8 protein-coding genes and 2 tRNA genes are annotated in these 15,750 nt (G+C 45.7%); 7 read left to right on the top strand and 3 right to left on the bottom strand.

Features of this window, described 5'->3' with window-relative positions:
* Positions 1-44 precede the first annotated feature (44 nt).
* The gene (locus DDT91_RS02585; protein ID WP_187174570.1) at positions 45-1,019 is read left to right on the top strand and encodes an NADPH:quinone oxidoreductase family protein; all 975 of its coding nucleotides are present in this window, start codon (positions 45-47) and stop codon (positions 1,017-1,019) included.
* A gap of 223 nt (positions 1,020-1,242) precedes the next feature.
* Complete coding sequence (locus DDT91_RS02590) at positions 1,243-2,388, top strand: ATP-binding protein (RefSeq protein ID WP_187174571.1); 1,146 nt, start codon at positions 1,243-1,245, stop codon at positions 2,386-2,388.
* Between the two features lie 79 nt (positions 2,389-2,467).
* Here the strand turns inward: DDT91_RS02590 and DDT91_RS02595 are convergent.
* From DDT91_RS02595 to uvrA, 3 genes are all read right to left on the bottom strand, one after another.
* Positions 2,468-2,543, bottom strand: a tRNA-Gly gene (locus DDT91_RS02595).
* Between the two features lie 75 nt (positions 2,544-2,618).
* A tRNA-Val gene (locus DDT91_RS02600) sits at positions 2,619-2,693 on the bottom strand.
* Between the two features lie 113 nt (positions 2,694-2,806).
* Positions 2,807-5,623 (bottom strand): excinuclease ABC subunit UvrA, encoded by a 2,817-nt coding sequence (gene uvrA, locus DDT91_RS02605; protein WP_187174572.1) that lies wholly within the window; start codon positions 5,621-5,623, stop codon positions 2,807-2,809.
* A 266-nt stretch (positions 5,624-5,889) separates the two neighbouring features.
* On the opposite strand from uvrA, the gene DDT91_RS02610 reads away from it, so the two are divergent.
* The 5 genes from DDT91_RS02610 (at position 5,890) to DDT91_RS02630 (ending at position 15,707) form a co-directional block, all read left to right on the top strand.
* Positions 5,890-10,995, top strand: a complete 5,106-nt coding sequence (locus DDT91_RS02610; protein WP_187174573.1) for an adenylate/guanylate cyclase domain-containing protein — start codon at positions 5,890-5,892, stop codon at positions 10,993-10,995.
* Between the two features lie 129 nt (positions 10,996-11,124).
* Positions 11,125-12,942, top strand: coding sequence for a hypothetical protein (locus DDT91_RS02615; RefSeq protein WP_187174574.1), 1,818 nt, complete (start codon positions 11,125-11,127; stop codon positions 12,940-12,942).
* Positions 12,939-14,501 (top strand): hypothetical protein, encoded by a 1,563-nt coding sequence (locus tag DDT91_RS02620; protein WP_187174575.1) that lies wholly within the window; start codon positions 12,939-12,941, stop codon positions 14,499-14,501. The genes DDT91_RS02615 and DDT91_RS02620 overlap by 4 nt, the downstream gene beginning before the upstream one ends.
* Before the next feature lie 68 nt (positions 14,502-14,569).
* The gene (gene pnuC, locus DDT91_RS02625; protein WP_187174576.1) at positions 14,570-15,187 is read left to right on the top strand and encodes a nicotinamide riboside transporter PnuC; all 618 of its coding nucleotides are present in this window, start codon (positions 14,570-14,572) and stop codon (positions 15,185-15,187) included.
* Positions 15,174-15,707, top strand: a complete 534-nt coding sequence (locus DDT91_RS02630) for an AAA family ATPase (RefSeq protein WP_187174577.1) — start codon at positions 15,174-15,176, stop codon at positions 15,705-15,707. The genes pnuC and DDT91_RS02630 overlap by 14 nt, the downstream gene beginning before the upstream one ends.
* Positions 15,708-15,750: the final 43 nt, after the last annotated feature.

Consider the following 15,750-nt stretch of genomic DNA (forward strand, 5'->3'; position numbering starts at 1 on the left):
CGTCTTTGTGCCTTCGTGGCAAAAATCGTGGCAAAACTCAAACTATGAAAGCACTACTCTGTACCCAATTTGGCCTTCCTGAAGCCTTAGCTGTTCAGGAAATTCCAAACCCCACTGTCAGCCCAAATCAAATCCTGATCGCTGTCGAAGCCTGCGGAGTTAATTTTCCCGATGTGCTGATTATCCAGAATAAGTACCAGTTTAAGCCGGAATTGCCTTTTGCGCCGGGAGGAGAAGTGGCGGGAAAAATCATCGGATTGGGTGAAAAGGTACAGGGATTCCAAATCGGGCAGCCGGTTTTGGCGCTTTGTGGATGGGGTGGCTTTGCGGAAAAAGTTGCTGTGGATATCGATCGGGTGTTTCCTTTGCCTCCCGGACTTTCGGCTGAAGTGGCAGCTACCACACTTTACACCTATGGCACTTCTTACCATGCGCTAAAGGATCGTGCAAATCTCCAACCCGGAGAAACTTTGCTGGTGCTGGGTGCGGCAGGCGGAGTAGGTTTAGCCGCAGTGGAGCTAGGGAAACTGATGGGTGCCAAAGTCATTGCGGCGGCCTCTTCAGAAGAGAAGCTTGCCCTTTGCAGGAAAAAAGGTGCAGATCTCACCATCAACTACGAAACGGAAGATCTCAAAACCCGCATCAAGGAACTCACCGGTGGCAAAGGTGTGGATGTGGTCTATGATCCCGTTGGAGGAAAATTCACCGAGCCTGCACTTCGGGGCATGGCTTGGAAAGGTCGCTACCTGATTGTGGGCTTTGCCAATGGGGAAATCCCGCAAATCCCGATGAATTTACCCTTGCTCAAAGGCTGTTCGATTGTAGGAGTGTTTTGGGGACAGTTTTCCAAAGTGGAGGCGAAGGCGAGTTTCCAGAATATCCGCCAACTCGTTGCCTGGATTCAGGAAGGAAAAATCAAACAGCATATCGGAAAAACGTATAGTCTTGAGGAAGCACCGGAAGCCTTGCAGGCGATTTTGGATCGCAAGATGCTGGGAAAAGGGGTGGTGGTGATTTAGATGTCCGATGACGGATGTCAGGTGACCGATGTTTTTTGCTCAAGTATAGTTGTCCTATGAATGTATTTTGAAGAAAAAGTTCGTGCCGGAGATAGATTTCACAAAAAGCATTTACCATGAAAATCGTAAATACAACTTTCGATTTTCATGGTAAAAGGATTTGATTTCTTTTTTAATAATCCTACTTTTACCATGAAATCCGTAAATACAACTTTCGATTTTCATGGTAAAGGACCGTCAAATTCTCCCTCTTTTGCAGGAATATCTTTCCATTTTCCCAGCTGTAGGCCTATTGGGCCCTCGTCAGGTGGGAAAGACAACTTTGGTCAAAAACCTGAAACTTGAAAAAGACAGCCTCTACCTCGATCTGGAAAAAGCCTCTGATCGTGCCAAATTGGTAGATCCCGAGCTTTTCCTCAAAGCGCATGCTGACAAAACCGTCATTCTCGATGAAATCCAACTCATGCCGGAGCTTTTTGCGGAGCTTCGGAGTCTGATTGATGAGCAAAGGGAACCCGGACGATTTATCCTATTGGGTTCGGCTTCTCCGGATTTGATCCGAAAGAGTGCAGATTCCTTGGCCGGCCGGATTGGTTATTTGGAACTGACCCCTTTTTACCTGGGAGAGATTGGTTCCGACGAGCTCCAAAAGCTCTGGATTCGGGGCGGATTTCCGCTGTCCTTTCTGGCCAAAAGTGAACGGGAATCGCTACTTTGGAGGCAAAACTTCATCAAGACCTATCTGGAGCGGGATTTGGCACAAATCGGGTTAAGCACCGATCCCCGGCTGGTAGAGCGATTTTGGATGATGCTGGCCAATGCACAGGGAGGCATCTGGAATGCAGAGAGTTTTGCCAAAGCACTCGGCATCACCCGCCCGACGGTCAACAGATACTTGGAGTTTCTCGAAGGATCTTTTATGGTGCGGGTCTTGGCGCCTTTTCACCACAATATCAAAAAGCGTCTGGTCAAATCGCCCAAGGTGTTTATCCGGGATACGGGATTGCTGCATTCCCTGACTGGAGTGGATAGCATGGATGCTTTGATCAACCAGCTGCTGGTTGGGCCGAGCTGGGAGGGGTTTGTGATTGAACAGATCATCGCTACGCTGAGGGAAGAGTACGAGTACTACTTCTACCGAACCCATCAGGGGGCGGAATGCGACCTACTTTTGGTAAAAAATGGGGTGGTCAAAACGGCAATTGAGATCAAAAACACCCTTTCTCCCAAACTCAGCAAAGGCATGCAGATCAGCATGGAGGATACCGGAGCTGAAAAGGGCGTGATTATTTGCCGGATTGCAGACAGTTATCCCCTGTCGGAAAATGTAAGGGCAGTGGGTTTGAAGGAGTTTTTGAAGGAAGTATAGCCACGAAGACGCAAAGTCGCTAAGGGTTTTGAATAAAAAATGCACAAAGTCCAGAAGGAATTTGTGCCTTTAAAGTGCTTGGAGCGGGTAATGAGTCTCGAACTCACGACCTTCAGCTTGGGAAGCTGACGCTCTACCAACTGAGCTACACCCGCATATCTTTTCAAATTTATCTATTTACCAAAAAGGCACAAAATCTTAGAGACTTTGTGCCTTGGTGGCTAAATAAGTGGAATCTAAGGGATTCGAACCCATGACCTCTGCTCTGTCAAAGCAGCGCTCTAAACCAGCTGAGCTAAGATTCCAATTTTGACCGATCTAAACCTCCCGATAGCTATCGTGGATGAGCTAAGATTCCTGTTTGTGCTTGCGAAGATAGGAAACCTGTCAGGTTTTGGAAACCTGACGGGTTTGAAAATCACACAAAACTCTCCCTCACATACTTCGCCGTGAAATTTCCCTCTTCTTTTGCCAAATCCTCCGGCGTACCGGCAAAAGTCAAATGACCTCCTTTGTGCCCTCCCTCAGGACCCAAGTCAATCACCCAATCGGCTGACTTGATCACCTCGGTATTGTGCTCGATGATGATCACCGAGTGACCCTGATCGATCAGCGCATTGATGCTATGCAGGAGCTTGCTGATGTCGTGGAAGTGAAGTCCGGTAGTGGGTTCGTCGAAAATAAAGAGGATATGATCTCCGGTCTTTGTCCCTCCTTTTCCCAGAAAAGAAGCCAGTTTCACCCGTTGAGCTTCCCCGCCAGATAGCGTATTCGAGCTTTGGCCCATGCCGATATAGCCCAAGCCTACTTCCTGAAGGGGCTGGAGGCGGTTGACGATTTGGGTTTTTCCTTTGAAGAATTCCAAAGCTTCGTCGATGGTCATGTCCAATACTTCGGAAATATCCTTGTCCTTGTATTTGACCTCAAGGATTTCATTTTTGAAGCGCTTGCCCTTGCAGGATTCGCAGGTCAGGTGTATGTCAGCCATGAATTGCATTTCCACGGTGATGGTGCCTTCGCCCTGACAGGCCTCGCATCTGCCTCCGTCCACATTAAATGAGAAAAAGGCGGGTTTGTACCCACGCTGCTTGGATAGCGGCTGCTCGGAAAAGAGGTTTCGGATCGCATCGTAAGCCTTCACGTAGGTTACCGGATTGGAACGGGATGACTTGCCGATCGGATCTTGATCCACAAATTCCACTTGCGTGATTCGCTTATAGTCGCCTTCGATCTTATCGTATTTCCCGCCTTCGTCAATCACTGTGCCCAGCATTTTTCCCAAGGCGGGATATAATACTTTTTTGATCAAGGTGGATTTTCCAGAACCTGAAACTCCCGTAACGACGGTGAGGGTGTTGAGTGGAAATTGGACGGTCAGATTTTTCAGGTTGTTTTCACGGGCGCCCTTGACGGTGATGGAATCTTTCCATTTTCGGTTACCCGTTTTGGTGAAAATCTTCTCTTCTCCTCGGAGGTATTTGGCCGTGTAGGTGGTTCCGCTAGTGATCAGATCTTCGATTTTCCCTTGGAAAAGCAACTCTCCCCCTTTCACTCCTGCATCTGGGCCTATGTCAATGATCTGATCAGAGGCTTTCATGACTTTTTCCTCATGCTCCACCACAATGACGGTGTTGCCGAGATTTTTCAGCTCTTTTAGCACGCCAACCAAGCGATCGGTATCTCTCGGGTGAAGTCCGATGCTGGGTTCGTCGAGGATGTACATGGATCCGACCAGTGCCGAACCCAAGGATGTGGCCAATTTGATCCGTTGATATTCCCCACCGGAAAGTGTGGAGGTCAGTCGGTTGAGCGTCAAATAACCCAATCCCACCTGATCCATAAATTCCAGTCGGCTAGTGATTTCCTTCAGCAGTCGGTTGGCTACTTTGGCTTCGTGCTCGGTAAGTTGGAGATTTTGGAAGAAAGCCAAAGCATCCTCGATGGGCATCAGCACCAAATCGGTGATGGATTTTCCGTCGATTTTGACGTAGCTGGCATCTTTTCGGAGGCGGGTTCCGCGGCAATCCGGACAAGTGGTTCGACCACGGAATCGGGAGAGCATGACCCGGTATTGGATTTTATAGGTTTTGCTTTCCAGATCTTCGAAAAAAGCATTCAACCCTTGGAAATACTTGTTTCCAGTCCAGAGTAATTCCTGTTCTTTCTCGGTGAGTTCATTGTAGGATCTGTGAATCGGAAAGTCAAACTCGATTCCTTTTTTTAAAAGTGGCTCTAGCCAGCCTTTTCCGCTTTCTCCCCGCCAAGGAGCTATAGCTCCTTCATAGATAGAGAGGTCTTTATCTGGGAAAACCAAGTCTTTGTCGATCCCCAAGACATTTCCAAAACCCTCACATCGCTTGCAGGCTCCGTAAGGATTGTTGAAGGAGAAAAAGTTGACCGAGGGAAGCTCAAAACTCAACCCATCGAGTTCGAATCGGTCGGAGAAAGATCGTGTTTCTACTTCGGGAACCGTGATTTTGCAATCGCCATGACCTTCGAAAAGGGCGGTTTGGACTGAGTCGGCAATACGGAATTGGTTGTCTTCGTCTTCTTTTCGGACAGTGGCCCGGTCAATCAGGATTTCGTAGTTGCCTTTGGGGACTTTCTTTTCTCCCAAAAGATCTTCGACGAAATAGACTTCTCCATTGATCAGGATTCGGGTATAGCCTTTTTGAAGCAAAAGCTCGAGTTCCTGTTCGATTTTTCTTCCTCTGCCTACTTGAAGTGGACAGGAAATCATGACTTTCGCTCCCTCTTCAAAGGAGAGTACATAATCGACGATATCCGTTACGGTGTGATGCTTGACTTCCTTCCCTGATATCGGGGAAAAGGTTTTTCCAACTCGGGCAAAAAGCAATTTGAGGTAATCATAAATCTCGGTGGTCGTGCCGACCGTGGATCGGGGATTTTTAGTACTGACTTTTTGCTGGATGGCAATCGCAGGAGCTACGCCTTTGATGTATTCCACATCGGGCTTTTCCATTCGACCAAGGAATTGACGGGCGTAGGAGCTTAGGCTTTCCACATACATGCGCTGGCCTTCGGCAAAAAGTGTATCAAACGCCAAGGAAGATTTGCCCGAACCTGAGAGTCCAGTCACCACGACGAATTGGTTTCTGGGAATGGCGACACTCAGGCTTTTGAGGTTGTTGACCCTTGCATTTTTGATGATGATGTATTCTTTGGGATCGAGGGAATCGATGTCGATTTTAGCGGGTAAAGTGCTTAAAGTCATAGCTGGCAAAGTTAACAATCAAACCCGGCAAGTGGGAGAAAAGTTAATAAGGTAATGAATAATGCCATGGGCTGATCAGCGTGGTACAAGTCAGGGAAAAAATTCATTACTTAACATTGTTTCTTAATGGAATATTTTGAGAAAAATTAAATTTCTTAATTAAAAATTTATACTTTAATAAGAAGCTTTTATGTTGACTGTTTCAAATCGTGATTGGTAACTGAGGCTTTTTGTACTAGATCAAGTAAGCTTTTAACGTTTTTAAGATGATTTATACGAAGTACAATATTTCTCAAAAAATAAGTGAAAATAACAGGTATGTGGTCTACAAAGCCAATCGAATACCTGAAGGGAATCCTGTATCAATCCAAACGTTTAGAACCGACTTTCCTAGTTTCCGGGATATTAATTTACTCAAACAGGAATTTCACTTACTTTCCAAGTTATCTCATCCCAATCTATTGGGCATTTTGGAAATGGACCGCATGGGAAACCTTCCTGTTTTGGTCAACGAGGAAATTTCAGGCATATCACTCAAAGCTTATCTTTCTGGGGGAAAGCTGAGTATTTTGGATTTTTTGAAAATCGCAATAGAACTCACAAAAGGTCTATTATACCTGCATAGTAAAAAGATCATTCACAAGAATATCAATCCTGAACATATCCTGATTGAGCCCAAAGCCAAGCAGGTGAAAATTTGGGGGTTTGATTTTGCCGTGGAACGGGGGCGGGATTTGTCCTATGCCAGTGTCTCCGAGGCGATGGAACTTGGTCTACATTACATTTCACCGGAACAAACCGGTCGGATGAACAGGCCGATTGATTTCAGGTCAGATCTCTATTCACTGGGGGCAGTTTTCTATGAGATGCTGACAGGAGGCAAACTTTTCAAGATAGAAGACCCCATTGAGTTGATTCATGCCCAATTGGCTTTGGTACCAGAGTCTCCTTCCAAGTTAAGACCTGATCTTCCGGAGATGATCAACCGCATGGTCATCAAACTCCTTCAAAAAAACATGGAGGAAAGATATCAAACCTGCACAGGTCTATTATACGATTTAGAGCAGTGTCTTGACCGGCTTCTGGATACCAATGGAATCACTGAGTTTTCTTTGGGCTCTCATGACCAATCAGATCAGTTTCAGATTTCCTCCAAGCTTTATGGCAGAGAGGAAGAATTGTTGATTTTGGAAAAATCATTTAAACGAATCCAATCCGGGCCAGTCGAGTTGGCCCTTGTTTCAGGGTATTCGGGAGTGGGAAAATCCAGGTTTGTCAAGGAGTTTCAAAAGCACGTGGAGTTGGAAGGAGGATTTTTTATCAGTGGTAAATTCGAACAATACAAGAAAAACCCTCCACTGAGTTCACTATTGGGCGCCTTGAATGATCTCATTGATCAGCTCCTGATTTTGGGTGAGGAGCAGCGTACTTTTTGGAAAAACGTGATTCTTCAGGCAGTGGGAAATTCCGGTCAGATTATCTTGGATATTCTCCCCGACTTGGAATTACTGATAGGCCCTCAGCCTTCTGTTCCGTCCCTATCGGTCAATGAGTCCAGTAATCGCTTTGACCAGGTTTTCAACAGTTTTGTTCGTTGTTTTGCCCGTGAAGATCACCCCCTATGCATATTTTTGGATGACCTTCAGTGGCTGGACTCGACCACAAGGAGGTGGTTGGAAGGTACCCTTCATGATCCCGGACTCCGCAATTTGCAGGTAATCAGTGCCTATCGGGAAAATGAAGTTTCGGATTCCCATCCCCTTAAATTGATGATCGATCGACTACGGTCTGATCATGTCCATATTTTGGAGGTTCATTTAAAACCTCTCGAAAAAGGAAAGGTGGCCCAGTTGATCTCAGAATCTTTGGGAATTACAGTGGCAAAAGCGGAACAGTTGTCAGAAACCGTTTTTAGAAAAACCCTGGGTAATCCGTTTTTTGTTCGCCAGTGTTTGCTGACCCTTTATGAGACGGGGGCGATCTACCTTTCGGCTAATTCCCATGAATGGAGTTATAGCCCTGAAAAAGTCAACCGCGTGCAGATCAGTGACAATGTCATAGACTTGATGACTGAACTGTTCTTCAGGCTTCCTCAGGAGGTCCAGCAAAGCCTGAAATATGCCTCCTGCATCGGTAGTGTGTTTTCTATTTCCACCCTGTGCGAATTGGTCCAGGTGCCTCAGGAGGAGTTGGATCTGCAAATGCAACTCGCGGAGAAACTTTGTATCCTGGAAAATATCAACATCAAGGACAAATCTGATGATGGAGATTACTCCTTTCAGCATGACAAAATCCAACAGGCTGCCTTAGGCTTGATGAGTGATGCTGAGAAGAAGGAGATTCGTTTTCAGATTGCAGTCGGCTACCTGAAATCGAAAGCCGGATTTGAACTGACTGATCAACTGTACATCGTAGTGGATCATTTCAATTTTGCATCAGATCTGATCAGAGACCAGGCTTTGTCGAGAAGGTTGGTGGAGCTCAACCTGATGGCTAGCACCAGGGCACAATCCTCCAACTCCTATGAGTCTTCTCTGGCGTATATCAAAAAAGCGATGGACTTGGTCAAAGATTTTTCCATGGACATTTCGGGGACGCTTCGACGGGATCTTCATCTCCAACGCGCAGAATCCGAACATCTCAGCGGATTCAATCAAGATGCAGAATTTTATTTCGGAGAGGCCTTAAGATTTGCCACAGATGAGATTGACAAGGCGAAAGTGACCATTCGGATTATCCAATTTTACAATAACCTGAGGAGATTTCAGGATGCTTTCAGAAGTTGTTGGGAGATGACACAGGCCTTGGGGGTAAAAATCCCCGCTAAGTTCACTCCTCCAGTATTGATCAAGGAGTTTCTCACATTCCAGATACTCAAGGGAAAAAGGAAATTGGAGGAGTTGATCGACTTGCCTGAAATGCAGGATGAAAAGCTCAAAATTGCTGTCAAACTCATGGCCGCTGCAGGTCAGTCCGCTTTTCAAATTCAGCCTGAATTGTGTGTGGCACTTTGCGCCAAAATGGTCAATGTATCGCTCCAGCACGGTAATTCAGAAGGTGCGATTATTGGCTATTTGGGATTTGGCCCGGTGTTTCACAGCGGGATACTCAAGCAGTGGAACAAGGGATTCAAATTCGGAGAGTTGACCTTGGCTTTGGTCGAAAAATATAAAAGCCATTCCTCCCGTGCCGAAGCAAATTTCGTGACCGGATATTTTGCAGTTCCATGGCAAAAACCGGCGCTGGAAATGGAAAAATTCTGGCAAATAGCCTATGAATCAGGCTTGGAGTCAGGGGATCAATTTCATTCCAGCTGCGCAGCCAGCGCCACAATTCAAAGCTATTTCATGCGCGGAGTAAGATTTGATCAGATTTTGGAAACAGCCAAATCCTATAATGATTTCCTAAGCCGAATCTCCAACGAGGAGGGTTTGCTCACTCTATCAGCCGTAACTCAGACCATCAAAAATCTTAGATCTCAGACAGTTTCTCCCGAGTCTTACAGCGATTCGGAGTTCGATGAAACGATCTATGTTGAAAAACTCCAGCATTTCAGATCCCGGCACTTTGCCCATTTTTATTACATCAACAAGATGCAGGCTCTTTATCTCTATGAAAAATATGAGGACGCCTCCCGGATAGCCAGGATTTCAGACGGGTTTTTGTCGGATTCCCCCGGGATGCTCCATACTGCCGAACATTTTTTTTATAAGGGCTTGATCCTGGCAGCAAAGAATCAGGGAGTGAAAGCCTCATTTGCAGATCAACGAAAAGTGAGGGCGATTTTATCCAAATTTAGGAAATACAGCGAGGCCTGTCCGGCTAATTTCCTGGCTAAAAAGCTGATTTTAGAAGCGGAATTTGCAAGGATGAAAGGACACTTGGCTGAGTCGGAGAAGTTGCTCCACCAAACAATCGAAGCTTCAGAGACGTATGAATACTTGCAGATTCAAGCCCTTGCCAATGCACTTCTGTTTAAGTTAAACCTAGTCCAGGAAAAGAAAAAAATCGCCCTTTTCCATCTTCAGGACGCCTTAAATCTCTATGGGTATTTGGGAGCCAATAGTGTGGTAGAGTTGCTCAAAAAGAAAAAATCTGAAACAAATTTTTCGGAAAAAGACCTTCGCATAGGAGAATTAGTGCAACATAATCTGGCAAACTCCAACGGAGGATTGGATGTGGATCTTCGGTCTGTAATCAAATCTACTGAAGCGATCTCCAAACAGATCCGATTGAAGGATTTGCTGGAGACAATGATGCGGATAATCCTAGAAAATGCCGGAGCTCAACGTATAGTCTTTTTGATGAAGGATGATCATCAATCCTGGAAAGTTCAGGCAGAGAATACCGCTGAAGTTGAGCGCCCTGAGTTTCATGAAAACACCACGCTCCAATCGGTTTCCAATTTGCCAAAGGAACTCATCAAACAGGTGGCCAAGCAAAAGGAAAGTGTCATCCTGGATCATGCTGCTGCCAACCGTCATTGGCTAAGAGATCCATACTTCCAGGCAAACCAAGTGAAGTCCGTCTTGTGCGTTCCTCTGATCAAGCAAAATTCATGTACAGGTATCATTTATCTGGAAAACAATCTTATTGCCGGAGCTTTCTCCAAAGACCGAATCGACCTGATCCATATTTTGTCTGGCCAGATGGCCATCTCGCTCGAAAATGCCCTTCTCTATGAAAACATGGAGGAAAAAATCAGACTGAGAACGCAAGAACTTCAGGAGGAAAAAGAAAAATCAGACGAGTTGCTCTTAAATATCCTCCCTTTGGATATCGCAGAGGAACTCAAGCAAAACGGCACTTCCAAAGCCAGGAGTTTTGATCAGGTAAGTGTAATGTTTACAGACATTGTCAATTTTTCGTCCATTTGTGAGAAAATGAGTGCTGAAGAGCTCGTGGCCGAACTCAATGATTTCTACTCTCATTTTGATCGGATCATTGAAAAGTATGGGATTGAAAAAATCAAGACCATCGGTGACAGCTACATGTGCGCGGGTGGCTTGAATGAACGGAAAGACTTTGACCATTCCAACATGATACTTGCCGCTTTGGAAATCAGAGAATGGATCCAAAAACACAAGTTGGAAAACTTGTCAGGCGGAAAAAATCTGATCGATATGCGGATCGGAATCCATACCGGATCGGTGATAGCAGGCATCGTGGGGCTCAACAAATTTGCCTACGACATCTGGGGCGACTCGGTCAATATCGCATCCCGAATGGAAACTGCCGGAGAAGCCGGAAAAATCAATGTCAGTCAGGACACCAAGAAATTGGTGGAGGAAAAGTTTCACTGTATTCCAAGAGGAAAAATCCAGGTAAAAAATAAAGGATCTATCGAAATGTACTTTGTAGAGCCTAAATAACCGAGTTTTCCAAATTCAAGTCTGTCAAGCCTTCTACCCAACTCGGGCACTTGACAGATAAAATTCAAAAGTATAGACATTACCTGTTTTTTGGGTTCCCTATCAGATTTTAACCTTACTTATATCGCTATGAGTTATTTCAGCTTTCCCCGTATCAATTTTAGTGGGCGGTTTTTCACCGATCCTTCTACCGTCAATAATGATCCCACACACTATGAGGTAGACAATACCAGACCCTCACCCTGGCAAAACCCAAAAGGATTACATCGGTTTCAATTGAGAGACTGCTTGGTAACTTCGGTAATCGGTACCTCAGGCCAAGTCCAGGATAATCTGGTAGGACTTCCAATTCTAACCACTGACATGCCAAGCCCGGCCAAAATAGTGGACCTGGATGTCTATCAACAGGGAGTACCGACGATTTTTGGGATGGAAGTAGAGATTCCAATCGATTCAAGCACAAGGCTAAAAGGGAAAGTAGATCCCGCAGTGCTCAATCACTTGTGGTGGCTGGCCGTACTTCCCACAAGAAGCTGGAGTGACTCTGATTATGGCCAAGATAGCTTTGGAGGAGACATGAATGCTTGTGGTTTTTATCAATCCATCATTCGGGTAAAAACCCAAGATTGGCCAAAGCAGGGTAATTCAGCGGCTCTGGATGAATTAAAAACCAAAACAGTGCAAGAAGATGGGTATTACCTGCTATCCATCCGATTCATAGTGGATGGGTATAGAAATGTACCCGAAGACCAGCATTACCAAACCGGGAGAATCCTCGGGGCACTTGGCCCAGTGTATCCCAATGAACCCCGATACAACCCCGGGGTTAGGTGGCTCCAAGGCCGAGAGCAGGTTAAGACAGACCCATGGTACTATCCTACATTTTATAAATGCCCGTTTTTTTTGGATGAAACCCGAAAAATGCTGGTGGTGGATTTGGCGAATGGAATATGCCGGGAAAAAGCAGGCGGAGGACCAGTAGATCTAGGCGATCTGTCGGTTTGGGTCAAAACGAAGGACGGCAAGCACCAACTTCTGGGCAATCTGGACTATTCTGAATTTTGTGCGAATACGTATTCTCATATCGCAGAATTGCCCATTAAATCGGACTGGCTTGAGCTTGTAAGAAATAACCCTATTCTTCTCAAAACATCCCGCACAGATATTGGAGATCCGGAGATTTTCAAAGAGGATCCCAATGCCTATCAAATCGAAGTGGAAGTCCGTCCCGTCCGCATGTCAGGTAATCCCGGTGCAAAGGCTCAAGTAAAAGCATATGTCAGCCAACTCGGAAAACCCAAAGCCGGGGTTCTATTGGATTGCCAAGTGGTCAGTGTCCATGGAAATACCCCCGGAGCGACTGTACCACCCTCCAATCCCGGAAATACGATGCAGGCGGAAGGGGCACTAATGGCCCAATCCCAACCAACTGACGCAAATGGATTTGCAACGATCACCTTGGTCGTGCTCGCGGATCCGGGATTCCGCACTCCCCTGTTGGATGGCCAATTATACTTCATCAATCTCAGGCCTCAGGGCACCAGTCAAGAGTTTCCTGTGGACCAAAATGCCATGATTTCCTGTTTGGTCTGGTCCCAGTATCAGGTAAACGAAAACCCAAGTTGGGATGAGATCCTCCGGATTTTCCAGGGTTATGTTAAGCTTTTTCCCGGCATGACGGAGAAAGTTGACCTTTCTGATTTCCACACCTTCAATATTTTTTCATTCAATCCTCCCTGGTCACGTGGATATAATGATCCAAACCCAGGCCCATTGGGGATACAAAATGGCGCCATCCCTTATTACCTCAGCCGAGAGGTAACTGACCCACGCTACATGCCAGTCACCCGTGATCTTTCCCCCGAAAAAATCCTCACGGTGATGCATTTCATCAAAAACCTTCAGTCTGGTAACTCTTACTCCACACCTTCTTCCACTCAGCCATGAATCTGAACCTTCTCAATTTTCGACGCCTACTGCTTTTCAGCCCTGCCATACTCCTTTTTGCTTGTTCAGGTTCCAATGAGAATTCGTCTGGACTAGCGGAAAACGCCCAATTGGTGGAGATCAACGATCCCAATGTACAGGCAGATGTGCTACCCTTCTCCTTAGAATTCGTGGAACAGACTTTCTCGAATGAACAGCCACTTCCACGACTGCAATCCTACGTACATGTTATGGGTAAAAGTGGAGAGTTGTTGATTTTGGGTGGAAGAAAGCAGGGACTTCATACCTTCAAATCAGAGGGAAGTAATTTTGTACGTGACAGTTCCAATCACTTTATGTTTGTCATTGACCCTTCCACAGGTAAGCAATGGTCATTGGATGTAAACCAGCTTGGTGATGAACTTTCCGCCCCGCTGTCCGCCACCAATATGCAGGCGTATCACGATCGGGCATCAGATCAGTTTTACATTGCGGGAGGATATGGGTGGAAAGCAGATGGCTCAAACATGATCACCTTTCCTAGCATGATGGCTTTCAAAGTGGAAGACATGATCAAAGCTATAAAATCCGGGGCCTCCGCAGATCAGATTAAAGGATTGATTTCTATCGGAAAGGATGAGCGATATGCGGTGACAGGAGGGGAGTTATTTTTGCTCAACGGGAATTTTTACCTCGTTTTTGGTCAGCGATTCGATGGGCAATACAGAGCATTTGGGGGTTCGGATTTTACCCAACAGTACACGGAGGAAATCCGGATTTTCACCTTGAAGCGAAATTCACTTGAAATTTTAAGCTATGGTAGCACCAAATCCAGTGATGCAGAAAGGCCCTTTCACCGCAGAGACGGAAATCTCTTGGAGGACATCGACCCGGTAACCCTCAATCCACGGATTGCAGCGATGGGCGGAGTGTTTTTGCCAGGAATAATCGGAGCGTATGATTATCCAATTTACATCTCAGGCCCACAGAATCCTGAGATCAAAAAGGACATTCGACAGAGATTCAGCCAATATGAATGCCCGGTAATCAGTGTGGTACAGGAGGGGGATTCACTTAATTCGGTTTTTCATACCTTCTTTGGTGGAATCAGTGCATATTATTATTTCCAGACCCCAGCTCAAAAGAACGTCTATGATTCCGTCACGGTAGAACATCGTAATGATGGTTTTCCATTTATTGCTGACATCAGCACATTCCAAGTTTCCAGCGATGGATCCTACGCGGAGTACATTCTTCCGAAGCCCATTCCAGGATCCAGGTTATTAGGCGCAAGTATCCGATTTATTCCCAATCGGGCCTTGGTAGACTTAGGATTGGCTTTTGAAAATGGTATAATTCGGCTATCTAAGGTTCCAAATGGAGAAAAAATCCTGGCCGGTTACATTTATGGAGGAATAGAAGCAGAAAATCCCCTTCCACGTGCACCCAATACTGGGACATTTGTGTCCAATTCCCTTTTTGCCGTCTACTTGAACCCTAAGCCTTCTGGAGCAATCCCTGCTGAAAAAGCTAAAAAAGCCGTATTTAATTACAATCAGGAGCATTCCAGTGGAGATTGAAAGCAAGACTTTGAGCTTTAGTTGCTCTAGATGACTTCGGTTGGGATAAATTTTCCTTAATTCGGGCCATGGATTTTCAATTTCTCCTCGACGGATTTGCTCAAGGCATTCAAAACATGACTTGGCTGGAAGCGGTGGCGGTATTTTTTGGGATTGCCTCGGTGTTTTATTCCATGCGGGAGCATATCTGGGTGTATCCCACGGGGATTGTCTCCACGCTGATTTACGTTTGGATTTGCTTTGAATACAAGCTCTATGCAGACATGGGGATTAATGCCTATTATTTTGCCATGTCTATTTATGGTTGGTACGTATGGACCCATCCAAAGGAAAATCAAGATGTCCTGCCCGTGACTTGGCTGGATGGAAAAGGCTGGTTGATTTCGGCTGTCCTATTTGCGGTTTCCTATCCTACTTTGGTTTTGGTCCTGAGCAATTTTACAGACAGCGATGTGCCCTATTGGGATTCATTTACCACGGCTTCGGCATTTGTCGGCATGTGGTTGATGGCAAAGAAAAAGGTGGAAAACTGGATTTTCTGGATCATTACGGATCTGGTTTCGGTGCCTTTGTATTTCTACAAAGGCTTGGTGTTAACCTCATTTCAGTTTTTGTTTTTTACTGTCCTAGCTACCATGGGCCTTTTTGCTTGGATCAAATCAGCCAAAACCTATGCAAAAGCCTAAGCGGATATTGATTCTGGGTCCGGAATCTACGGGAAAAAGTACCTTGGCGGAAGATCTGGCCAATCATTTCGGCGAACCTTGGGTCCTCGAATTTGCCCGGGAATATCTGGAAAAAATAGACCGACCTTATCTATTTGAAGACTTGGCAGAAATTGGAAAAGGGCAACTTGAGTTAGAGGATCGATTGGCTGAAAAGGCCCAAAAATTCCTTTTTTGTGATACCGATCTGAGGGTTATCCACATTTGGTCGGAGCATCGGTTTGGGAAAACGGATCCTTGGGTTTTGGAAGAAATCCAGGTAAGAAAATACGAGTTGATTTTGCTCACGGATACCGATTTGCCTTGGGAACCCGATCCGCTTCGGGAATATCCGGAATTGGAGATGCGGCAGTATTTTTTTGAGAAGTATCGAAAGTTGGCCGAGCAAAGTGGCTTCCCCTATTTGATCGTTTCCGGGGATCGGGAAAAGCGATTAAAAGATGCAGTTACTGCTGTGGATAACTTGTCCAATCAATCCTGACAGGTTTTTGAAACCTGTCAGGATTTTCCTTAATTTTTTCCTC

This window comes from Algoriphagus sp. AK58 (genome assembly GCF_014324365.1).
Taxonomy (GTDB): Bacteria; Bacteroidota; Bacteroidia; order Cytophagales; family Cyclobacteriaceae; genus Algoriphagus.

Coding starts and splice junctions, on each gene's coding strand:
- DDT91_RS02585 (WP_187174570.1), top strand. CDS start 45: ATGAAAGCACTACTCTGTACCCAATTTGGCCTTCCTGAAGCCTTAGCT.
- DDT91_RS02590 (WP_187174571.1), top strand. CDS start 1,243: ATGGTAAAGGACCGTCAAATTCTCCCTCTTTTGCAGGAATATCTTTCC.
- uvrA (WP_187174572.1), bottom strand. CDS start 5,623: ATGACTTTAAGCACTTTACCCGCTAAAATCGACATCGATTCCCTCGAT.
- DDT91_RS02610 (WP_187174573.1), top strand. CDS start 5,890: ATGATTTATACGAAGTACAATATTTCTCAAAAAATAAGTGAAAATAAC.
- DDT91_RS02615 (WP_187174574.1), top strand. CDS start 11,125: ATGAGTTATTTCAGCTTTCCCCGTATCAATTTTAGTGGGCGGTTTTTC.
- DDT91_RS02620 (WP_187174575.1), top strand. CDS start 12,939: ATGAATCTGAACCTTCTCAATTTTCGACGCCTACTGCTTTTCAGCCCT.
- pnuC (WP_187174576.1), top strand. CDS start 14,570: ATGGATTTTCAATTTCTCCTCGACGGATTTGCTCAAGGCATTCAAAAC.
- DDT91_RS02630 (WP_187174577.1), top strand. CDS start 15,174: ATGCAAAAGCCTAAGCGGATATTGATTCTGGGTCCGGAATCTACGGGA.